16 protein-coding genes are annotated in these 23,628 nt (G+C 49.8%); 8 read left to right on the forward strand and 8 right to left on the reverse strand.

Annotation, left to right across the window (positions count from 1 at the left end; all coding sequences use genetic code 11):
- Positions 1–16: 16 nt before the first annotated feature.
- On the reverse strand, positions 17–1,804 hold the full coding sequence (locus tag M2277_RS22385; protein WP_280755555.1) for a vWA domain-containing protein: 1,788 nt from the start codon (positions 1,802–1,804) through the stop codon (positions 17–19).
- A 308-nt stretch (positions 1,805–2,112) separates the two neighbouring features.
- Here M2277_RS22385 and M2277_RS22390 point away from each other — a divergent pair, with 308 nt between their 5' ends.
- The 3 genes from M2277_RS22390 to M2277_RS22400 are packed head-to-tail and all read left to right on the forward strand — an operon-like array spanning position 2,113 to position 5,119.
- Complete coding sequence (locus tag M2277_RS22390; protein ID WP_006212858.1) at positions 2,113–2,265, forward strand: hypothetical protein; 153 nt, start codon at positions 2,113–2,115, stop codon at positions 2,263–2,265.
- Complete coding sequence (locus M2277_RS22395; RefSeq protein WP_280755556.1) at positions 2,258–3,193, forward strand: hypothetical protein; 936 nt, start codon at positions 2,258–2,260, stop codon at positions 3,191–3,193. Before M2277_RS22390 ends, M2277_RS22395 begins: the two co-directional genes overlap by 8 nt.
- A 15-nt stretch (positions 3,194–3,208) precedes the next feature.
- Positions 3,209–5,119: a hypothetical protein gene (locus tag M2277_RS22400; protein ID WP_280755557.1), complete on the forward strand. Its 1,911-nt coding sequence runs from the start codon at positions 3,209–3,211 to the stop codon at positions 5,117–5,119.
- Positions 5,120–5,297: 178 nt separating this feature from the next.
- Here M2277_RS22400 and M2277_RS22405 read toward each other — a convergent pair whose 3' ends face one another.
- The 3 genes from M2277_RS22405 to dcuS all read right to left on the reverse strand — a co-directional run bounded on the left by M2277_RS22405 (position 5,298) and on the right by dcuS (position 9,500).
- Positions 5,298–7,007: an SLC13 family permease gene (locus tag M2277_RS22405; RefSeq protein WP_006212861.1), complete on the reverse strand. Its 1,710-nt coding sequence runs from the start codon at positions 7,005–7,007 to the stop codon at positions 5,298–5,300.
- A 163-nt stretch (positions 7,008–7,170) separates the two neighbouring features.
- Positions 7,171–7,878, reverse strand: a complete 708-nt coding sequence (locus M2277_RS22410) for a response regulator (RefSeq protein WP_348537788.1) — start codon at positions 7,876–7,878, stop codon at positions 7,171–7,173.
- 8 nt (positions 7,879–7,886) lie between these two features.
- Complete coding sequence (gene dcuS, locus M2277_RS22415) at positions 7,887–9,500, reverse strand: DcuS/MalK family sensor histidine kinase (protein ID WP_006212863.1); 1,614 nt, start codon at positions 9,498–9,500, stop codon at positions 7,887–7,889.
- A gap of 376 nt (positions 9,501–9,876) precedes the next feature.
- Here dcuS and M2277_RS22420 point away from each other — a divergent pair, with 376 nt between their 5' ends.
- From M2277_RS22420 to M2277_RS22440, 5 genes are all read left to right on the forward strand, one after another.
- Positions 9,877–10,842, forward strand: a complete 966-nt coding sequence (locus M2277_RS22420; RefSeq protein ID WP_036643609.1) for a carbohydrate ABC transporter permease — start codon at positions 9,877–9,879, stop codon at positions 10,840–10,842.
- The gene (locus tag M2277_RS22425; RefSeq protein ID WP_006212866.1) at positions 10,839–11,675 is read left to right on the forward strand and encodes a carbohydrate ABC transporter permease; all 837 of its coding nucleotides are present in this window, start codon (positions 10,839–10,841) and stop codon (positions 11,673–11,675) included. Before M2277_RS22420 ends, M2277_RS22425 begins: the two co-directional genes overlap by 4 nt.
- Positions 11,676–11,838: 163 nt before the next feature.
- Positions 11,839–13,626 (forward strand): cache domain-containing sensor histidine kinase, encoded by a 1,788-nt coding sequence (locus M2277_RS22430; RefSeq protein WP_006212867.1) that lies wholly within the window; start codon positions 11,839–11,841, stop codon positions 13,624–13,626.
- Positions 13,601–15,220, forward strand: coding sequence for a response regulator transcription factor (locus M2277_RS22435; RefSeq protein ID WP_280755559.1), 1,620 nt, complete (start codon positions 13,601–13,603; stop codon positions 15,218–15,220). Before M2277_RS22430 ends, M2277_RS22435 begins: the two co-directional genes overlap by 26 nt.
- A gap of 162 nt (positions 15,221–15,382) precedes the next feature.
- Positions 15,383–16,672 (forward strand): ABC transporter substrate-binding protein, encoded by a 1,290-nt coding sequence (locus M2277_RS22440; protein WP_280755560.1) that lies wholly within the window; start codon positions 15,383–15,385, stop codon positions 16,670–16,672.
- 455 nt (positions 16,673–17,127) lie between these two features.
- Here the strand turns inward: M2277_RS22440 and glmS are convergent, their stop codons facing one another.
- From glmS to cdaA, 4 genes are all read right to left on the reverse strand, one after another.
- Positions 17,128–18,960 carry a glutamine--fructose-6-phosphate transaminase (isomerizing) gene (gene glmS / locus M2277_RS22445; RefSeq protein ID WP_036643618.1) on the reverse strand — a complete coding sequence of 611 codons (1,833 nt, stop codon included), beginning with the start codon at positions 18,958–18,960 and terminating at the stop codon, positions 17,128–17,130.
- A 735-nt stretch (positions 18,961–19,695) separates the two neighbouring features.
- A complete protein-coding gene (gene glmM / locus M2277_RS22450; protein WP_063477854.1) occupies positions 19,696–21,036 on the reverse strand; it encodes a phosphoglucosamine mutase in 1,341 nt (446 codons plus the stop codon).
- Positions 21,037–21,068: 32 nt separating this feature from the next.
- Positions 21,069–22,529 (reverse strand): CdaR family protein, encoded by a 1,461-nt coding sequence (locus M2277_RS22455; protein WP_051449335.1) that lies wholly within the window; start codon positions 22,527–22,529, stop codon positions 21,069–21,071.
- Positions 22,522–23,352, reverse strand: a complete 831-nt coding sequence (gene cdaA, locus M2277_RS22460; protein ID WP_036643621.1) for a diadenylate cyclase CdaA — start codon at positions 23,350–23,352, stop codon at positions 22,522–22,524. Before cdaA ends, M2277_RS22455 begins: the two co-directional genes overlap by 8 nt.
- Positions 23,353–23,628: the final 276 nt, after the last annotated feature.

Genomic DNA, 23,628 nt, shown 5'->3' on the forward strand with positions numbered 1-23,628 from the left:
ATCATGAACACGCACTTTAAGCCAAATATTCAAATAATATGGTCTTGTCAGCCTGCTGCAGGGAAACTCTCAGCCGGTCTCCGTTCTTCAGTTCCGTCCCTTTCGTGGCATCCAGGGCACGTCCCGACTTCTCAATCACAGCCGAAGAATTATTTCTAAGCATGATGCGATCATTCTTGCCAGGCGTGAACAGAATCTTCTCCGTCTCCTTCAGCTCAGGTGCCAGCTGCAGAAGCTGGTGCAGGTTGAACTTCCCTTTGAATGAAGTCAGCTTTTTGTATTGCGGGAAGGTCTTCTCGCCGGTATTCTCATCCCTGATTTCAATCACGATCTGACCGACAAAGCCCTTGTTCGCTTTCTTAATCGCGCCTAGTATGAAATAAGCTCCAGCCCCCACAATGAGCAGAGCAGCGATGCCAATGATTACGGGCCATAATGGAAAAGGTTTCTCTTCATCGCCTGCGGTCAGCTCATTCCCACCGCTGCCGGAGCCCGCGGCGGCTGCTTTCGCACTGATCTTCACAGGCGCGCTTTCGCGGTAGAAGCTCTGCTCCTCCGCCCTTACCCGCAGCTCATAGTCATGCTTCTGCGGAATTTTGTAACTCCCTTCAAAGCTGCCGCCTTTGTTCTCCAGCTCGACCTCCGACTCGTCACCGGTGTCGAGATCCTTCACCAACAGCTTGGCCTTCATGTTGCCGTACAGCTCATTGTTTTGCAGCTTCTGTCCGTTGCTGACAAGATACGCGTTAATATCGATTGTATCCCCTGCCTTCACCTTCGATGATGACGGAGGATCCATGGTCAGCTCCAGATCGTAGTTGAACACAAGATTGATATCGATTTTGTCTTTGGATACACCCTTCACCTGCAGCTTCCAATCGCCCTGCTGCGGCTTCAGCAGCTTGAGCAGCGAGTAGGAATTGGATGTGGAGCGCATGACATTAGCCGATGGAATGCTCTGCTCAGCACCAGTGGGGTCCATCAGTTTAACGTCCACGGGACTTGAGGACATAATAGAAATATTCGCTTCCAGCACGTTTGCATTCGGTACGTTGACCGTGACCTCCTGATAGCTGCCATTGCCGGTAATCGACTGCACGGGTACAATCTTGAGCTGCTGGTGGCTGGCAAAAATCTCGCTTAGAATTTGCGGCAAATCATCCGCCGAGCTCGTGGTAAAGGATTTTCCTCCCGTTTGGTTCGCCAGCTCAGCCAAAGCCTCTTTATTCAGCTTCCCGTCGGCGTTCAGACCAATCGTATAGATCGGGATGTCGCTTCCTTTGGCCTCCTGAACCGCCTGGTTCAAATGATCTGACGCTTCTTGGCTCGTCTTGCCTGTGTTGGGGTCCAGATCATTGTTACCGTCGGCCAAAACAACGATCATGGGTGCATGAGCCGGGTCCATGCCCTGCTTCAGCACCTTCACCGCTTCATCAAGACCTACCGAAATGTCAGTGTAAGGACCGCGGTCCAGTTGGTCGATAAACTCCTTCAGCGCCGTTTTGTCCGCCTCCGATTGAATTTCCAGCAGTGCCTTCTCCCGCTGAATCCGGTCGGTATAGGAAACAACGCCGACTTTGTCGCCGGTTGTGGACAGCATGTCGATGAACATCTTCATTGCTTCGCTGCCGATTCTGTCAGGATCACTGTTTTTCATCGAGTTGCTGGCATCCATCACCAGAACGGCATCTATCTTGGAGCCTTGCGAGGCTGCCATTGCCTGAGGCAAGGTTCCCCCGCTCCAGGTCACGATCAGCAGCGCTGCTGCCATCAGACAGAGCAGCCATTTATTGTTACGTAGCATTGATTTTACTCCTTCACCCATTTAATCTAGCATTTGAGGATGCCTATGTTCGATCCTCTAATCTAACTGTAGGCATTAAGTCTTAAAAATATATGAAAAAAAGCTTAAAAACGATACATGCATTTTCATTTCCTTGGTATGTTTATATAGGAAATACCATGCAACTCACTAAAATATCCCAGTACTATGTCCATATGATATAATTATACCTGCCAAAGTTCAACATAATCAGTGTATCACCCGGACTTAGGACACAAGGCTCATTCACCATTTTCACCCCCATTACGATACCGGAAAGGAATAGGTATATGATTACATACGGATGTCTCGGGATTTTGTTTCTTTTTGTCATCATCAAGATCACGGCATACTTCAAACGTAAGAAGAACGCCCCGACACCGGAGCAGCTGCACCAAACGCTGCTAGAAGTCGCCAATTCAAAGAGGGAACGGCATGGATAAGAAAAAGCCGGTACAACTTCGTCCCTATATTAAAACGAGATATGTCTACCAAAAGTTAAGGGTTTGCAAACATTGCCACAATTTTACGATTCTGTGGGAAGACAGCTGCGCGTTCTGTAAACGTCACTCGCTGATCCACGTGATGGAGCTTGCAGAGAAAAAGGCCAAGCGTTCCATGCAGAGTGACCGGCTTCTCTTCTATATTATAGGACTCTCTGCCGTACTTCTTAGTCAGACCTTCTTGCAGATCGTGATCTCCTTTGCTTGTATGGTGGTCCTGCTCGTATGGTTATGGCTGATCCAGCGGCGAGTGTTGCAAACGGAGACCCTGCATGCTCTGGACAAGTTAATACGAAGTCATCAAAAACAGATTCTTGATGGCCTGGATCTGAACAAAGCAACGGCTGCTGCCGCCATCAAGGAAGATGCCCAACTAGGGTATGAGATCGTCAGGGAAATTTCTTCCCTGGTCCGAAATGACCGAATCCGCCTGCAGCAGATCGTTCTTCTGCAAACCTTCAGCCTGCGCAAGGATATGGAGCTTGAACTTGAACCGCTGTTGCTGAATGAGTTTGATCCGGACTTGGCCGCTTATATTGGTGAAATCGCCAAAATCAAGCGGGAACTGATTAACAGTAAAGCCATCCGTTACCTGCTTGATCATGAGGCTGACATTTTGCGGATGGAGCAAGGCAGGCAGATTATGATTGACGCTGCCGGAGCAGCGGTACGGAAGAAAAAATATATCGACACATTCCCTGATTTTATTAGCCGCTATGCGGATGGACTACCAAGATATCGCTTCCTCCGCTTGTATCAGATCGTACGCCGCAATCCCGGCTTGTCGTGGAACGGCCTGCGGGACCGGGTATCTGCCATTTATAATGAACAATACCGCTCGGACCCTGATTTTCAAAAATGGGATTAGAGGGGCTATACCGTTATGACGATAAAAAACACGCTAACCCTGCGTAATCTGTATTTTTTTCTATGTATAGTCCTTCTGTTGTTGATTGGATATAAGGGCGTTCATATCTATCAAAAAATCCAGACGATGGCGCAAGCCGAACGATTGTATGCTCAGAAGAAACTCGTTCAGGCTGAGGAGTGGTATCAGAAGGCAAGCCGAAACCACTCCCTTCTATATAAAGAAGCGTTGCTGGCCTCAAGGCTTCAGGAGCTCGCCCCCATTACGTCTATGAAGCAGAATCTCTCCTCTCTAGATCAACGGTTGAATCAAGTGGGAGAAGCAGGCGACTTTTCCGCCTTCATGAACGTATATGCCGAGTTGCTTGATGCGGAGGAGAAGCTGACGGGGCACCAGGGATCATATGCTTCGTATTACGATGAAATTGTTGCGTTCTATGGCATACCCGATGATGTGAAGCGAATTTTCCTGCAATTCATCGGTTTGTTTAACCGCCAGGCCGACGAACAGCTTGAAGAGTTGCAGTATGATGACAACAGCTTTAAATGGAACTTGCTTCGCATCCCGGACTCATTCTATGGCGGCGAGAAGCAGAAGGATGAGAAGCTGCTCAGCCTGTTCCAGCGTTACGATGAGACGGTAATGACCCGGTTGGCAGGAGCCGGACATTACGCCGAGCTGTTAAACTGGTCCCATGCCATAAGCTCCGAATATGCCAGCCGTTCAGTGAAGGCTGCTTGGGTGAGCGGCAAGACAGATGAACTTGTGCTTGCCATGCTGCAAAAGGATGCACAGCGGGAACGGCCGGCAGACTTTGTTTCACACGCCAAGGGTTACAGAGACTACTTGAATCGGAGTAATCAACAGAATTCGGATATGCTGGAGTATATTCAGAATCAGATCAACCGGTGGATCCTGGCTGCGGATGAAATGGTAGCAGAGAAGAACTACGAGGAAGCTGTAGCGCTCTATGAAGCGCTGTCCGGGTACCAGGATATGAGCAGACCATTGCAAGCTGCAAAATTGGCCTGGACTATTCACGATCCCATTCGTTTGTTCAATATGGCAGATATTCAAGGCAGCTTTAGTTATGTCAGCGGAGGTGGGAAACGTTTCGGGGGATTGGCATATGCCATTGGAGTCGATGAGGGGAATATCATCTATCTAGCGGTTTTAAACGCCGATGAAAGCGTGCAATTATTCCAAAATCATGATTTCCCGTCTGAAATCGCGATCCGCCAAGTTTCAATTGAAGAATCGCTCAGCACGGAGACAAATCCGGTCGTCCTGGTGGAAGGCGGCACAGGAACCGATCTGGTATGGTATTCAGCCTATGAAGCCAGGGCTTCCAATCTGATTCCGCTGTTCCAGTTTACCGGCGTAAGCTATCAAATCCTGCCGGATAAGTCTCTGCTGGTTACCAACTTCGAAGGAGCAAGCCCGGAAGAGATCGCCATCTTCGAGCGTCAGGGAGATCAATACGGATTCACAGGGTTTCAGCCCAATTATACCGACATCGATATTGCTGATATCGAAAGTCACCGGAACAAGAAAGTCCGCTTCACCATCAATATTCTGGCAGGGGGCTATGGTGAAGCCCTTGCTGAACGGGATGGCCACTATGTGATCTTAAGAGGAGAGCTGGATTTCCCTGCGGGGAGTGCAAGCATTATAGGAACGTTTAGCGAGTATCAGCAGATGGAGATACCAGGCAGCCAGGATCCTCCTGCCTCCGACGTGACCGAACCGGAGGATATGCCAGCTGAGGGCGATTCCACGGAGGAAACGGATATTCCAGGAGATTCCGTCCCCACCGAGGTCATCAATCCTGAGGATACCCAACCAGACAACAGTGAGAGTCGTGACAGTACTGAAACTGCTAAACTCACGCAGGTTCCTGTCATTCAGGTCGAATCGATAGAATGAGTCATAAGAATGAAGGCCTGTCACAATGAATTCATCCTATTGACAAGGATGAATTCAAGATGGAAGAGAAATTACAAGAAATATCGGCAAGACATATTAAAGCGTATAAACGATACCGAAAGAGGTCCCCACTTTCATCAAGCTATGCAGATGCAGATGTAGAAGTGGGGTGGCTTCTTTATGCCTTATTCAAGAAACTTTCAGGGACAACGGTAAGATCAAACCCAAAAACGATGGGAAGCAAATAATACACGGCAAGGATAATAATGATTGTGGCAAATATGTTAACGGAGAAACCTGCGCGAACCATGTCAATAATCTTTATTTTCCCCGTGCCGAATATGATCGCATTGGGCGGCGTGCCGACAGGCAGCATGAAGGCACAGTTGGCCGCCATGGCGCAAGGCACCATAAGAGCGAATGGATGAATACCAAGGGCGATGGCAAGGGCAGCTACGACAGGCAAGATCATCGTTGCTGTTGCCGTATTGGACGTGATCTCGGTCATCATGATGATGAGAAGTGTAGCACATGAAATAATAACAATAAGATGAGAACCATTGAGTATGGTCAACTGCTCACCCATCCAGTCAGATAAGCCGCTGGAACGGAACCCTGCCGCAATAGCCAGGCCGCCTCCAAAAAGAAGGAGTACACCCCACGGAATTTCCTTCGAATCACTCCAATTTAAAATACGAGAACTTGTTTTTGCTTTAGCTGGAATCATAAACAAAAGTGCGGTTGCCATAATTGCAATCATCCCATCCGAGATCCCGGGAATTGGGATGAGTAAACCATCTTCTACCCATAAAAACTCACGAGTGATCCACATAAATGCAGCAAATACAAACACCGCGCCAACCATACCTTCTTCAAAGGATAACTTGCCAAGTTTTCCGCGCTCGCTTTGAATCAATTCTCTTCCGCCTGGAAGTTGTTTAATGGACGTGTTGAACTTCATTTTCCCCAAATAAAACCATGTGAAGAACAGCATTACAATGACAACGGGTACGGCAAACAGCATCCACTGGGCAAAGGAAATGGTAATACCAAATAACTCATTCATTTGGGCAGCTAGAATAATATTGGGCGGAGTGCCGATTAATGTCCCGAGTCCACCGATCGTTCCTGCATAGCCAATAGCAAAAATAAGGGACTTCTCAAATTTCGGCAGATCCTTTTCTTCCGGCCTTCCCTTCAAAGCACTGGCAACCTGGGCGGTAATCGCAAGGCCCATTGGGACCATCATCATAACAGCCGCGGTATTTGACACCCACATCGATAAAAATCCAGTTGCAACCATAAAACCTAGCAAGATACGCTGTGTGCTGGTACCGATCATCGAGATGATAAATAGGGCCATTCTTTTATGCAAATTCCACTTTTCCATCGCCGTAGCAATGAAAAAACCGCCCAGAAACAGAAAAATAATATCGTTGCCGTATGATGATGCCACCTCACTGCCCTGCATCGCTCCTGTAACAGGAAGAAGTATGAGCGGCAGCAATGATGCAGCCGGTATAGGGATCGCCTCTGTAATCCACCATGTGGCAATCCATAACGTAACGGCGAGCACGGATTTCCCTTCCGTGGACAGTCCGTCAGGTTGGAAAAATAACATCGTCAATATGAACAAGGCTGGCCCCAGTATAAGCCCGATCAGCTGAGCTTTTGAGTACGGCTTATTGGAGTTTTCATTCGGTTCTTGACTCTTCATATCCTCAACAGCATTTTCTTCGTTATGTTGAATAGCTATCTTGTCTGATGCTTGTTTAGGTTCTGGCACAGCTGCTGATTGATTCCGATAAAAGAATACATTCAGTATGTTTTTTGTTCGTTTGTGCTGTGCCCACAGGCTGCGCCAAGCTGACAAAGCCAGTTGTCTCATCATTTACCCCTCCATTTTGTAAGCGCTTTCGATAATTCTCTTATATATTTGCCTTTCCGTATAGGTTTTGTAACTAATATCTGGTTTTTTGTAACTAAAAAAAGTGTGTGAACATGAAAAAACTCGTTGCAAATTTGCAAACGAGCTGCATGAACTTCATTTTTTATCTGGTTTTTTGCAGAATAGAAAGCACGTAATCATGCCCCTCCTGACTAAGCTTGTAGCGATGAAGCGGACGGCCGCTGCCTTCATAGCTGACATCATTAAGCAGTATGTTGCAGTCCTCCAGGAAGCGCAGATATTTTCTCAGCGAGACTCTTGAAATCCCTGTTACCTCAGCTAACGCAGCTGTGGAAAACCAGCCCTCCAGCCCATGAAGCTCACGTAGAACACGAATATATGTTTCTTTTGTAATCCCTTTGGGCAAGTTCTCCTCAGTTCTTTCTTTGTTCCCGTTCCCTTGATGAAATAATTCATCCAGCTCTTTTTGCTGAATTCCTTCTTTTTGCAAATGGATATATCTGAACTTGTATCGCATAAGCGCCTCTTGAAACCGCTCGAAATCAAAGGGCTTGATTAAATAGTCAACAGCCCCGTAACGAAGAGCCGTTTGTATAGAGCCCTGGTCATTCGCGGAAGAGACAACGATAACATCAACTGAATGGTTAGATTTCCGTACATCAACGAGTAAATCAAGCCCGTTCTTGTTCGCCAGATATACGTCAAGTAAAATTAAATCAACTTTTTTATTTTTTAGAATCTCCCATCCCGCTTCCACTCTATCTGCCGTTCCTGCCAATTCAAATCCTGACACCTTGTCCACGTACATTCCGTTAAACTTTGCCACCATCGGATCATCTTCAATAATCAAGACCTGAATCATGCCTGGTATGGGATGCGCACCGTCAATTTCATCCCGTCTCCTTTCCTTGATGATATATGCACAGTGCCGTCTGTGTCTGCCGCCGCTTTGTGGATTAGATGCATGCCGTAGCCCCGTCCCTCTCCTTTGGTAGAACTTCCTTTTCTGATCCATTCCCCTGGAAGCTCTTCCGATAGACCTGGGCCATTGTCACGCACCGTCCATTCAAGCCAGCCGTCCTTGGTTGAAGACAATTCAACCGTTATTTCTTTTTCTTCCTGCCCGGCCATCGCTTCATAGGCGTTGTCCAAACTGTTTCCTATTATGGTAGTAAGCGCATCCAGAACTTCTGACCGTGCAATGGAAGGCCACGCTTCTTGCCCTGTAAGTGTGACTTTGACATCATGACCCTGTAAAAAGGTGAGCTTATTAAGCAAATATCCTGCTAACACAGGGTCTTTCACATAGTTGGAGACCCAGCCTACATCTTTTTGATAGTAATTTGAAATTTGTTTTATATACTCCAGCAATTCCTTGTAAGATTCTGTATGTACCATTGCTGATATCACATGAAGCTTATTCATGAACTCATGCGTGTGAACCCGAAGGCTTTCTGCATAATTTTTGGCCCCTGATAATTGCTCCAGCATGCTTGTCAACTCCCTCTTATCACGAAACGTAGCCAGTGCTCCTACGAGTTTGCCTGCTGCCTTAACAGGAACACAGTTTACGACGATTTCCAGATTGTTAAGTTTTTGCGGCTGGTCCATCTCTGCTCTTTGATGAATGAGAACTTCCTGCAGCTTTGATTCTGGCATAATTTCTTGCACATTTTTCCCAATAGGATCGACTCCAAGACCAGCCCTCTTAAATATATCCCGCGCTGCCGGATTGGCCACCACCATGATCCCCTTTTCATCAATAGCCACTACTCCCTCACGAACGGAAGCAAGCATCGCTTCCTTTTCCTCCAGTAGTTTGCTTATTTCAGCCGGCTCCAGCCCATGCATCGTGTTCTTGACCTTTTGCGCCAGCAGGAGTGCACCAACTAAGCCTGCAGCCAAACCAATGCTCATGCCGAAAAGGATAATCTTTTGACTATGAAAAACCGCATCATTTATTTTATCCTTTGCCATCCCCACCGCCACTGCGCCAACCTGCTCTGCTCCGTCCCAAATTGGCACAAAGGCACGCATCGACTCTCCCAAAGTGCCGAGAGCGACCGATGTATAGCTTTCTCCTGCAAGGGCTGGCCCTTCGTCTCCTCCTACAAACCTTCTGCCAATCATCTCTTCGTTAGGATGAGAGAGGCGAATGCTATTCATATCCATGACCACGATGTACTCAATGTTTGTGTCCGCTTGAACATCCTTTGTATAAGTCTGGACCGCACCGCCATAACTTCCATTGCGCAGGCTTTCCAGAGTGGTGGAGGTGTGCCCCACTGCACTTGCAATCGCTTTAGCTTTATCTTCGAGATTTCTCTGGGTTGTAGTTGCATAGTCATTTGCAATAAGTATACCTGTCAAAATAAGAGACACCGCAAGCACAACGGTTACCAGTAAAATGATAAGCGTTTTTAGTTTATAAGGTCTATTCGAAAAAACAAATGTTTTGAGACCGTGTACCATCCATCTTGGTCACCTTTCTATCTTGTTTTGATAAAATGTAGTGGAGTCGGTTTTCCTTGCAGATAAATTCGACAACGATGTCACAAAACCCTTGTGAAATAAGGATTTTGTGATTCTGCAGACCTCTCCTCAGCACATTAACTCAACTGCTTGACGCCCATAGTAACCGGCATGCTTTTAATGCTTTTTACAGTCCTTTGTGCTGAACACCCATCGTCAGAAAAGATACTCTTAAAACATCCCCCTGCAATTTACCTTGAATTCACTCCTAATCATCATTCAATAATGAAAGAATTTGTGCATCTTTCGCCTACAGGCCACATTTTCATCAGGATACAATGGGAGCTATCAATAGGCGAGAGGAGATTAATCAATCATGAATCCACAAACGGTACAGTCGGCGGGTAAGGTCGAACTGGACAAGAAGATGAAAGCGATTACCAAAAGGTTCAAAGGACGCTGGAACGCTCCGTTAGCCGGCTACCTGTTCATCGCACCCTGGCTGCTGGGCTTTCTCATTTTACAGCTGTGGCCCATCATCCAATCCTTCTATTTATCCTTCACCGAGTATTCGCTGCTGGAGCCGGCCCGCTGGATCGGACTCAAGAATTACCAGGATATCTCCCAAGATCGGCTTTTCTTCAATTCGCTGAAGGTGACCTTTCTGTACGTGATCGCTTCCGTGCCGCTGAAACTGCTGGCTGCGCTGGCTGTAGCCCTGCTGCTGAACCGGAACATCCGTGGAATCTCCTTCTACCGGACCATCATCTACCTGCCTTCTCTGATCGGCGGAAGCTTGGCGGTGGCCGTGCTGTGGCGCAATATCTTCGGCCTGAACGGCTTCATTAATCATCTCGCGATTTGGGTCGGAATCGCCCCCAAAAACTGGATTGGCACCCCCTCCACCGCCCTTGCCACCCTGGTGCTGCTGACGGCATGGCAGTTCGGTTCATCGATGATTATCTTCCTTGCCGGTCTCAAACAAATCCCTGGTGAGTTATATGAGGCTGCCTCCGTGGACGGAGCATCGCCGCTCCGCAAGTTTATCCGGATTACCCTGCCCATGTTATCCCCGGTCATCCTGTTTAATCTGATCATGGGCATCATCAACGCATTCCAGATGTTCACTTCGGCTTTTGTGGTCACGAATGGAGGACCGGTCAATTCAACCGAGATGTTTGCCTTGTTCCTCTACAATAAAGCCTTCGGTTCGCTGCAGATGGGCTACGCTTCGGCCTTGGCCTGGATACTGCTCGTTATCATCGGCATTGCCACGGCGCTCAATTTTGTTGCGTCCAAATACTGGGTGTTCTACGAAACTGAAACGGAGGGTCGCAAATGACAGGGGCTCATAATAAACAAAATTGGCTGGTCCATGTGCTGATGATTGCGTTCTGTTTTGTGATGTTCTATCCCGTGCTTTGGTGGATCGGCGCTTCTTTTAAGTCTACACCAGAAATCAGTCTGCCCACCCTGTTCCCCAAGGTATGGCTGTGGCAAAATTATACGGAAGGCTGGATGGCACTGCCCAAGTATACGTTTACACGCTTCTTTATGAACAGCCTCAAGCTCAACGTGGCGACTACGATCATTCACGTTATTTCAGCCAGCCTGGTGGCTTTCGGCTTCGCTAGGCTGACCTTTCCGCTGAAGGGATTATGGTTTTCCATCCTGCTCATGACCCTGATGCTTCCGGGGCAGGTCACGCTCATCCCGCAGTATACGATGTTCCATTCCTTCGACTGGATCAACACCTATCTGCCGCTGATCATCCCGTCAGCCATGGGCGGAGCTTTCTTTATTTTCCTGATTGTCCAATTCATCCGCGGTATTCCGCGAGAGCTCGATGAGTCAGCAAAAATCGACGGCTGCACCTGGTTCGGCATTTATCTGCGCATCATCATGCCGCTGACTCTCCCGGCGCTCATTACGGTCACGATTTTCTCGTTTATTTGGGGCTGGGACGAATATTTCGGCCCGCTGATTTATCTGAATACCGTGGACAAGTATACCGTCCCGCTCGCGCTCAGGATGTTCATCGATTCCCAGTCAGCCGTTCCGTGGGGACAACTGCTTGCCGTATCCCTGCTCTCCGTGCTGCCGCCGGTTGTCATCTTCTTTCTGGCGCAAAAGCACTTCGTGGAAGGGATCGCCACAACCGGGCTGAAAGGTTAGGTTTCAGATCGGTAAACGGATCGCTGTGCCAAGTTTATTCCAGCTCTTCTTCAGGCAGCGGTTAAGCCGGACGGTCTCGTTCATTCGGCTTCCGTCAACGTTGGCTTTGAGGCAGCAGAGCGAATGCAGAGTCCTCACAGCTACCAAGAGGAGGGAAAAACGCATGAATCCGTTTCGCACGTTCCGCATCGATTACGTCTTTTTCTTCAGCTTTGCCGGTTTTGTCGCGGTCCTCATCACGATCATGATGATCGTTAGCTATCGGTTCTCGGCAGCTGAGCAGGCGGACAGCACCTCCATGTACCAGCAGGCGGTGCTGCAGCAGCTCAACAAGCAGCTTACCGACCATATGAGTGCTGTGGAGCAAACCTCGTTAGCCGTGTCCATTAACTCGCCTCTGGTCAACTATGTAACGATGAACGGAGATTATTATGCACGAAAGACAGCGAGGGACGAGCTGAACCGGGATTATTTGGCGCCGATGCTGAATAGCTCTCGCTCGATGTTCTCCTTTCAGATTTATATGAATGATCCGCTTCAGGTCGACCCCAACGCCAACATTCAGTACCTCCCTCTCGCCTCGGCCAGCCGGGAGAGCTGGTATCCGGCCGTGGATAAGTCCGACTTTGTCTGGATCGGCCAGCGTGAGGTCGGTTCCCCGCAGGGGAAGCAGCAGGTAATCAGCTTTATCCGTAAAATCACCACGCTGGACGGCGTGAACCGGGGGATTCTGATCATCAATGTCCGGGTTAAATTTTTGCAGCAAATTCTGACTGAAGACAACTCCTCGGCCAGCCGACTGCTGCTCGACTCCGGCGGCCGGATGATCATGCACACCCGGATTGCTCCGCCTCCCGGGGAAATCAACGCCATCCTGGAGCGGGTCGACGGGGACACCGGCCAAGCGCATCAGGTGCTGGCTGCCGCCGGCTCGCTGCCGGAGAAGAGCATGCTCACCGTATGGTCCCGGACGTCCCCGGGCAGCTGGATGCTGGTGGAGCTTACGCCCTGGAAGGACATCACCAGCGGAAGTGTACGTCTGGCGTGGACGATGGCTGTAGTTGGAGCCGCCGCCATTCTGCTGTCCTTGTTCTTCACAATGTTCCTATCCCGGAATTTCACGCGGCCGATCCGGAAGCTCGTTCAGCTGATGCAGGCGTTTAATCCCGAGAAGCGCGGACAGCCGCTGCCGACGGAATACCGCAACGAATTCGGCAGCCTGTTCAGCGGCTACCGCAAGCTTACCGAGCGGATCGAAACCCTGTATCAATCCCTGGAGCAGCAGTATAAAGCACAGCGCGAAGCGGAGATTAAGGCGCTGCAAGCGATGATTAACCCCCATTTTCTCTACAACACGCTGGATCAGCTGAATTGGATGGCCCTTGAAGCTGGCCAGGAGAAGATCAGCCAAGTGCTCGAGCTGATGGGACAGATGTTCCGCATCGGACTGTCAGGCGGCGAATCCATGATTACGCTTCAGGAAGAGCTTCTGCACGTGGATTGCTTTCTGAAAATCCAGCAGTTCAAGTGGGGCGAAGAATTGGAATGGCACATCGATTGCCCGGAGGAATTACGGCATCTGATGATTCCGAAGCTGACCCTGCAGCCCTTTGTAGAAAACGCCGTTATGCATGGTTTTCATGGCAGACGCCAGGGCCGGATTCATCTGATTTGCATGGAAGAGGACCGAGGCATCCGGATTTGGATTCGGGATGACGGCATCGGACTGCGTGAAGACTGGAAGACTCGTAAACGCCATCCCACGGGCGGATACGGGATCCGCAATGTAAAGGAGCGCATACAGGTTTATTTCGGCCCGCCCTTTGGCGTTTCGCTTCGCAACCGTACCGATGCGCCAGGCTCCGAAGCGGAGATCTATTGGCCGAAGGTAAATCAGCCGCGGGATCAGGAAGGGGGAGGAATACATGTGGACCATCGCTATCGTGGATGACGACCGGCAAGTGCTCAGCGGCATGTCCCGGCTGATTCCCTGGGAGCAGCTCGGAGTCCGGCCTGTCGGGGAGGCTCTAGATGGTGAAGAAGGACTTCGGCTGATTGAAGCGACTCAGCCCGATATTGTCATTACGGATATTTATATGCCGGTGATGAACGGTCTCGATATGATTGAACAGCTCCGTAAGCAGCAGTACGCTGGCAAAATCATCATTTTGAGCGGGTACTCGGATTTTGACTACGCTCGTAAAGCGCTTCGGCTTCAGGTTGATGATTATTTACCGAAGCCGGCCTCACCGACCACGATCCGCGAGGTGCTGCAGCGCGTCACCCGCGAGCTTGCGGAACGCCGAGCGCTGGAACACAGAGAGCAGGAGATTCAAACCCAGCTTATGCAGTATGAGCCTTATCTGGAAAGGGAATGGGTCAAGTCCGCCCTCACCGGAGGAACACCCTCCCCGCTGACAGATCCCTCCCGAATGCTGGAACGGCTCGGCTGGAAGAATGCCCAATTCATGATGCTGGCCTTAGAAATCAAGCGGCAAGGACGTATGGAGGGAATCTCCGTCCGTGACTGGCACCTGTTCCGTTTCGCCGTGGGCAACACGGTCGAGGAGCTAGCCGGCCAGGATGGGCTGCGCAGCTATTTCCTGGAGCTGCATAGTCACCATATGGCACTGCTGCTGTATAAGCCCCTCTCCTGGCCGACAGAGGCGTTCCGCTCGGAAGTTCTGGCACTGGCAGGGCGAATCAATTCATCTGTGCATCGATTCCTCAAGGTCAAGCTGCACATCGGGGCAGGTCTTCGCAAGGATGACTGGCTTGCCATCCCCGATTCTACCGAAGAAGCATTTCAGGCACTCGCCGAGCGGCGCGAACCGGATGTCGCCTTTCCCTGTGTCTACGTTTATAACGAAGGCGGTTTCCGGCATTCAGCAGCACGGAGCGTACGGCCGGTGCGATTTTTCCAGGAGATGACCGACGCTGTTCGAACCTTCGATGAGCCCCGGGCGCTGCTGGCGCTGGATGATTTCTTCCGCAGGGATAACGGCGCGGCCCGGCTCCAACCCGAAGAGCTTACCGCCATCGGAACGCAGCTGTTCGCCATCCTCTCCTTCACCCTGTATGAGTCCGGCATCCGGCTCGACGATGAACTGCCTCTCACGGACTTGACCAAAGAGCTGGACCAAATGGAAGATGCGTTGCAGTGGAAAGCATGGGTAGCGGAGAAAGTGAAACGAATCTGCTCGCGTTACACGCCTAACGAGAACCTCAAGCATAAGGAAACGGTCGATTATATCATCCAATACATTCATGAGCATTATGCCGAGAACATCCACCTTCAGGATTTGGCCGACCAGGTCTATATCTCCAAAAACTATCTCAGCACGTTATTCCGCCAGTTTACAGGCGAAACCTTTGGCGATTATCTAACCAGGGTCCGAATGGAAAAAGCCAAGCGCATGGTTCTCGAGAAAAAACTGCTGATCGCCGAAATCGCCGAGCGGGTCGGTTATCGGAATGTTCCGTACTTCACCACCCTGTTCAAAAAGCATACCGGGCGCAGTCCTACTGAGTTCCACAGAGCCTGAACGAAGAGTTCCCGGTTATTCCTGGCGTTAAGCATCTGGCCCCCTTCACTCGATAATCGTAAAATACTGAAACGATTTGTTGATTTGTCCACTACGAGGGAGACTCTGGACTTGGTACGTTAAGTGAAGAAGTAGATCAGTTACTTAAGGGAGGTTCATCCGATGAGAAAATCATGGCATCGTCTCGCCGCTGGCGCTGCGGCAGTGCTTTCACTGTCACTCATTCTCTCCGCTTGCAGCGGGGTCAAGAAGGAAGAAGGCGGATCCGCGGATTCGGGAAACGGCAAGTCCATCACACTCCGGATCATGTGGTGGGGCTCTCAAGCCCGGCATGACGCAACTTTGAAAGCGCTTGATTTATACTCTGGAAAGCATCCGGGCATCACTTTCGAACCAGAGTACCAGTCGTTCGACGGGTACCAGGACAAGCTGTCTACCCAGTCCGCGGGGAAAAATACACCGGATATCTTCCAAATGGATGCCGCCTGGTTCAACGATTGGGCATCCAGCGGACGGCTGGAGGATCTCTCCTCCATTCCGACGGACAAGATCGATAAGGTGCTGCTTGAGACTGGCACCTATCAGAGCAAATTGTACGCGATGCCGCTGGGCAACAATGCCTGGGGCATGGTGTACAACAAAACGATGATGGACAGTCTCGGCATTCAACCGCCAAAGACATGGGACGAGTTTTTTGCCATGGCGCGCGACCTGAAACCGAGACTGGCCAAAGACCAATACCTCACGCGGGACCTGACCGCGGATGGCGCGTCTTATATGTCCTATCAGCTGAGCATGGGCAAAGGCTTCTCCATGAGCAAGGACGGAAAATTCCATTATGACGAGGCTACCTGGAAGGATTGGATGAACCAATGGGCTGAGCTTCGCAAAGAACAACTTGTGACGCCGCCTGACGTGACCGTGTCGGATAAAGGGCAGGACGCACAAATGGACCTGCTCATTCAGGAAAAGATTCTGCTTCGGGGCGCACATGCGGCGGAATTCGGCGGAACGGATGCCTTAAAACCCGGCGTGATGGCACTAACAACTCAGCCGAGGGCTACGCAGGCGAGCGGCTGGCTGAAAGCCTCCATGTACTGGAGTGTCAGCCCCAACAGCCAATATAAAGAGGAAGCGAAGGAGTTTATCGACTGGTTCGTCAACAGCGAAGAAGCCGGAGAAATCTTGGGTACTTCGCGGGGGATTCCCGTCAATAAAAGCGTAGCCGATGCGCTCCAGCCTAAATTTACGGACGTCGATAAAAGCTCCCTCGGTCTGATCAACGAGGTATCCAAGGACGGCGCCGCATTTGACCCCGGCCCGGGGAATAAGGGCGGCTGGGCCAACTTCACGAAGGAGTACGACAACATCACGCAGTCGATTATGTTCGGTAAAATCAGCATCGACGAGGGCTGGAATCAGATTGTCAAATTAAGCCAAAGCTTGGAGTAAGCCATGTTCCATAAGGGCTGGATTACGTTTGCATAAAATGCCGTACGCGGCAGCGGCAGCAGTAGCAGTAGCACACCAAAAAGCACCTGATACTATCAGGTGCTTTTTGGTGTTTGCTTTTCAGTTCTGAGCGGCATCTTGTAAGTCAGCTTTACCGCAACAATATAGGGAGCACCGACTGTGTCCTGGGTCGGCACAACTCCATCGAATCACAGCCAGCCACGACCGCTTTGAAATTTCGATGAAATAAACAGGTTCAAACAGCTTCTTTAAACCAGCATATATCAGATTCTACACGAAATAATGTTCATTGAAATAAAAAGAGGGCAGCCTGGGATGACTCCCTTAGACTGCCCACTATATACGATATCTTATATGTGGTTTCCACACATTTTACTCTTCTACACTTTGTGCCACTAGGAAGCTTATATTTTCCTTGCTCCCACCCTCTTTCCTTACTCCACCGTCACGCTCTTCGCCAGGTTACGCGGCTTATCTACGTCGTTGCCACGGGCAAGAGATGCATAGTAAGCAAGGAGCTGCAGTGGAACTACAGACACGGCAGCCGTCAAGATCGGCAAGGTCTTCGGAATGGCAAAGGCTTGATCCACGGATTTCAGCAGGCCAGCCACATGCTCTTCATACGTAATTGCCATTACTTCAGCACCACGTGCTTTCACTTCCTTGATGTTACTTACGGTTTTCTCCAACACCGCTTCCTGGGTTGCCAGGGCAATGACTGGTATTCCCTCTTCAATAAGGGCAAGCGTACCATGCTTCAGCTCGCCGGCAGCATATGCCTCGGAATGAATGTAAGAGATCTCCTTGAGTTTCAGGGAGCCTTCCTGTGCCACGGCGTAGTCCTGACCACGGCCGATGAAGAACAGGTTCTCATGCTCCGCAATTTGCTCGGCATATCCCTTAATGGATTCCGCGTTGGTCAGCATGGATTCCACCTGTTCAGGCAGTGCTTCCATCGCTGCAATGACTTCAGCAACAGCGTCCTCAGTCATTGTACCGCGTACTTGAGCCAGGTACAGACCAAACAGATAGAAGGCAATCAACTGTGAGGTATAAGCTTTAGTGGATGCTACAGCAATCTCTGGACCAGCCAGCGTGCCGAGTACATCATTCGCTTCACGGGCAATCGAGCTGCCTACTACGTTCGTGATGGCCAGGACATGAGCACCGTGGCTCTGGGCTTCACGAAGCGCAGCCAATGTGTCAGCCGTCTCACCGGATTGGCTCACCACGATGACAAGGGTCTCTGGTGTAACGATTGGCGAACGGTAACGATACTCGGAAGCCACATCATTTTCTACCGGAATGCGTACCATTTCTTCAATCACGCTGCGTCCAACAAGACCGGCATGATAAGCCGTACCGCAGGCAACGATCTGCACATTGCGAATGTTCTTAATCTGTTCCTGGGTCAGCTTCAGTTCAGGCAGAACCACTTTGCGTCCGCTCTCATCCACGCGGCCCAGCATCGTATCACGGTATGCTTTTGGCTGCTCATGGATTTCCTTCAGCATGAAGTGATCGAATCCGCCTTTTTCCGCTGTAACAGCATCCCAATCGACACGAATCATTTCCCGAGAAATAAAGTTCCCCTCAATGGTCATTAATTCGACAGCATCTGCTGTCAAGAGAGCCATCTCTCCATCGTTAAGAATATATACGTTCCGTGTATATTTCAAAATCGCCGGAATATCAGAACCGATGAAATTCTCTCCTTCGCCAAGACCGATAATAAGCGGGCTTGCTTGACGCACAGCCACCAGACGATCCGGCTCATACTCGGTTAAGACTCCAAGGGCAAATGCACCTCTCATGTAAGAGATCGCCTTCTGCACGGCCTTAACGATATCACCGTCATACTCACGGGCAATGAGGTGGGAAATAACTTCTGTATCGGTCTCCGAAACAAAGTGATGTCCTTGACTGATCAGCTCTTCCTTCAGCTCCAAATAGTTCTCAACGATACCGTTATGAACAACGGAGAACTTCTGGCTTTCGTCTGTATGCGGATGAGAGTTCACGTCCGATGGACGGCCATGCGTAGCCCAGCGGGTATGACCGATACCTGCGGTTCCTACGAGGGGAGCAGACTCCAGTCTCTCCTCCAAGTTGGCAAGACGTCCTTGTGCCTTCGCAACGCGCAGACCTTCATTCGTGAAGACCGCGATCCCAGCAGAATCGTATCCACGATACTCAAGCTTTCTCAATCCTTCGATCAACACCGTTTGCGTTTTCTGATTTCCAATATATCCGACAATACCACACATAGTATGATTCCTCCGTTCGATTTCCCTATAATAGTTAGGCGGAAATAGAACACGGCAGCATCTGTGCGGTATGAGGAAAGAAGAATGATCTATTCAATTATCAACGTTCAAGAAACCCAGCAATACGTAGGCTGATTTTAGTTGAACAGACATGAATGCACTCTTCTTCCACCGCGCTGTCGCATTCTAGATCGCACATTCATGTTTTGGTATAAAAGTTATTGTGCAGCACCTGCAAATACGTTGTCAGAACGGTCGCCCATTCCTTTTCCGTGATCCGCTTACGGTTGGTGCATCACCGAGAGGTCCCCGCCGAATAATCCGAACACCTCTACCTCGTCAACTTGCGTTCTGCCGTTTGGTCATTCCATCAAGCAATAACCAATCCCCGCGCAGGTACAAGCTCTGGCGCTTATGAAGCTTATAGTAACCTCACGGCCCTCACTTTCTATTCTTGAATAACATCCTTTATTATATTCACACATCATCACTTTGGCAACTCGGCCGTTTCCTTGCCTGACTGGACTCTACACGCTATAACCCACACTAATGACATCGAATGACCTATGTTCACAGGCGATGACTTACACAGCTATGTTCGCAGACAGGACAGGGTGTGTTGCGCTTTCATACACTCGGCATAGTGGAAAAGCTGTGGGCCAGTGAACCGAACAACATAGTTCACTGGCCCTGACAGAAATTAGTCTGCTTTCCTTGAAAAACACACCCTTAGACTTACGCCAATTCCCGCTTCACTACATCCGCAATCTGCGTAACATAACGATCGAGCTCTTCTTTGTCCGGGCCTTCCGCCATGACTCGAATAAGGGATTCCGTACCCGATGGGCGAACCAAGACACGGCCGTTATCGCCCAGAATGCCCTCAACCTCAGCAATCGCGGACTCGATAACCGCATTTCCTTGATATTTGCTCTTATCACCCACACGTACATTAACCAGCACTTGCGGGTACTTGCGCATGCTGCTCTTCAGCTCATGCAGAGGCTTCCCGGAGGCTACCAATGTATCCACCAGTTGAATCCCCGTCAAAATGCCATCACCGGTTGTGTTGTGATCCAGGAAAATGACATGTCCGGATTGTTCTCCGCCCAGGTTATACCCGCCGCGGCGCATTTCTTCCATGACATAACGGTCGCCGACTGCGGTTTTTGCTGTTTTCAGCTTCAAGCTCTCACATGCTTTATAAAAGCCGATGTTACTCATGACGGTCGAAACGATTGTGCCTTCCTTAAGCTTGCCCGCACGGTTCATAGCGTCACCGCAAATGCATAGGATGAAGTCGCCATCCACTTCCTCGCCTTTACCGTCAATCGCAATCAGACGATCCGCATCACCGTCAAAAGCAAGACCGAGATCAGCCCCATGAGCAAGCACAGCCTCAACGAGTTTCTCTGGGTGTGTAGATCCACAGTGATCATTAATATTCAGGCCATTCGGCTCAGCGCCAATGGTGATTACGTCAGCACCCAACTCACGGAAAAGTTTCGGAGCCAGCTCATAAGCAGCACCATTTGCACAGTCGAGCACGATTTTCAAGCCGTCAAACCGGTTGTTAACCGTGGTTTTCAGATAATCCAGGTATTTATATTTCGATTCATCATCAACGAGAAGCTCACCTAAATCAGCTCCGATCGGACGCGGCAGATTATCCGTTTCGGCATCCATTAGCTCTTCAATCTTGAGTTCTGTTTCATCCGACAGCTTGAAGCCGTCTCCGCCGAAGAATTTGATGCCGTTGTCCTGCACCGGATTGTGCGATGCCGAGATCATGACACCTGCATCAGCTTTCAACAGTCTTGTAATATAAGCCACCGCGGGAGTGCTTACAACACCCAAACGAATGACGTGTGCACCGATGGACAGCAGGCCTGCAACCAAAGCCGACTCCAGCATAGCCCCGGATACCCGGGTATCCATACCGATGATTACGGTTGGCTTCTCTTTATCACCTGTCAACACATAGCCGCCGCAGCGACCGATGCTATAAGCCATTTCCGCTGTCAGTTCTTGATTCGCAACTCCTCTTACTCCATCTGTACCAAAATATTTCCCCATGTTTTATATACTCCTTTATCTACTCTTCGATATTATCCATCTTGTGATGATTCTGACCCCGTTGTTCCATCGTTCGATCCGTCTCCCGGCGGATGGGATGGACTTTCTCCTGATCCGGAGTTATCCGTGCCCTCGTTCGTGGGAGGCGCAGGCGGATTCTCCACTTGATCATTACCTGATCCCGTTCCCGGTGAATCAGGCTTGTCTTTGTCGGTTCCCTCGTTGTTAGAGCTGCTTGGATCCGTTGTAACTGGCTTGGAATTGTCCTTCAGCTCCACTTTAATGACAAGTCGATTCCGGTCCGCTCGGTTGATGAAACTTGGCAATGTGATCTGCAGCGGAATTTCGTGCACCCCCGCCTTCAAGCCGGCCGCATTCGCTTCAACCCCGATGTCTGATGGCTCCAGACTATTCAGCAAATCCGGCGCACCGGTAAGCGTCAAGGATATCGTCTGCGTTTTCGGATCGGTTATTACAGCATCCAGGCCTGAGGAGACCCCTTTTAACGTAATGGGAATGCCATTAACAACCCGTTCACCATGCGATACGGCCGTAACATCCACTGTTATAGAGCTCGGCTCGATTTTCTCAAAACCTTCGGGCGGCGTCAAGTCGGCCGTAAGCACTGTTGTTCCGGAGTTCCTAACTTCTCCCAAGTTGATCGCGGCTTCGATATAGGTCCCAGCTCCTGCGAGTGCCTCCTTGCTGCCGAACAGCTTCACTTCTTTTACCTTTTGGTCTACCTTGGATAAAACGAATCCTTCCGGCAGTCTTCCCGTATATTCAAGCTCCAGAGGAAGAGTCACGAACGCAGGTTCAATCGGTACTTCAGCCGCTACCGCAGCAGGTTCAATGACCGCATCCTCCATCTCGACGCCTTGCTTATCATATGCTGTAAGCTTGACTCGCTTCTCCGTAATTTTCTCCTTGGCTCCATCCAGATCCACGTTACCTTTGACCTGTCCCAAATTCGCCATCGACGATTCTGGCAGGGTTACGGTGACCTGTCGTGGGTCAATCAGCACGGGTGTTCCGGCCCGGTAATCTTTTGCCGGTTCCCCCTTCGTGCCAATACTTACCGTAACGGATTCCGATACTCTTGTCTCTACCGTTACGGTTACAGCGGAAGGTTCCATCGATACCAGCTCAACTCCGCTTGGAATCGAGTAAGTTAGCGGAAGTGTGTGTGTACCCGGTTCTCTGACAGTACTCAGATCAAGTTTCACTTTATATTCATCCGTCAAGAGCGCAATGTTGGACTTCTTCCCTCGTACTTCGAGATTCACGCGATCTTTATCAATGCCGGTTAATGCATATTCACTATCATCAAATCCATAAGTCTGGATCTTAACGCCTTCAATGATCTTGGTATCATAAAATGTAGTTGGCGGGGCAGGCGCCCCACTGTCCATATGAACCATTGCCCATAACAGGATACTGACCGCCAAAGCAATCAATTTGCTTGCCGTGTTGTTCTTGATCCATTTATCCATTATGGCCATCCCCCTTCCGTTTCCAGAAGAACGAGCGTTTCTCCTTTATGGATGCGGCAGGACGAAGCTCCTCATACAGCTTGGAGATCAGAGACTCTTCCTTGATATCCCGAACCACTTGTCCATTCAAAGCCAGCGATACTTGTCCAGTCTCCTCGGATACAACAACAGAAATGGCATCCCCCACCTCACTGATACCGATGGCTGCACGATGCCTCGTTCCCAGTTCCTTACTGATAAAAGGATTCTCTGATAGTGGCAAATAACAGCCTGCCGCTGCAATTTGACCATTCTGAATGATGACCGCCCCATCATGGAGAGGTGTATTCGGTATAAAAATGTTAATGAACAACTCCGAGCTGATCACAGACCGCATCGGAATTCCCGATTCTACAAATTCATTCAGACCTGTGGTCCGCTCAAACACGATCAGAGCCCCTATTTTGCGCCTCGACAAATAATTAACCGCCTTAATGGTTTCGCTGATTAACTTATTCGTCTCCTCATCAACATCCCCGCCCCGTCCGAACAGCTTACCTCGCCCAAGCTGCTCCAGACCACGTCTAAGCTCCGGTTGGAAGATGATAAAGATGGCAAGCACCCCAAATGTAAAGATCTGATTCATCAGCCATTTGAGTGTGTACAAATCAAACCAGGTGCTAAGCGCCCAGATGACAACCAGCACAAGAATCCCTTTAAGCAGCTGGACCGCCCTTGTACCTCGGACGAGCAGAATCAATTGATATATTATATAAGTAACGATAAGGATATCGATGATATCTTTAATGGTTTCACCCCAGGTCATATCTGTGAAATACTCCATACAGCAACCCCCGTCATTTCCTTTAAGTGCGGGCCCAATCCATCCGGTTCCTCGAAGATGATCGCAGGATTCGATACCGAACCTGCCCACATGATCCTTCGTGAATGCCCCAGGACTTTTTGAACTTCCTCTTGAGTAACGCTTGAGACTATATATGTAGTATGTGCTCTACACTCTCTAGGTTATAACGTTAATCTTTCCGATGCAAGCGGACGTCCCTCGCTTTTCGTATTTAGAAGCCTAAAATCAACAAAAGAAGCGCCTTCTTTTCACTGA

The sequence above is a fragment of the Paenibacillus sp. LBL genome, from assembly GCF_029893715.1.
In the GTDB taxonomy this organism is placed as follows: domain Bacteria; phylum Bacillota; class Bacilli; order Paenibacillales; family Paenibacillaceae; genus Paenibacillus_AQ; species Paenibacillus_AQ glucanolyticus.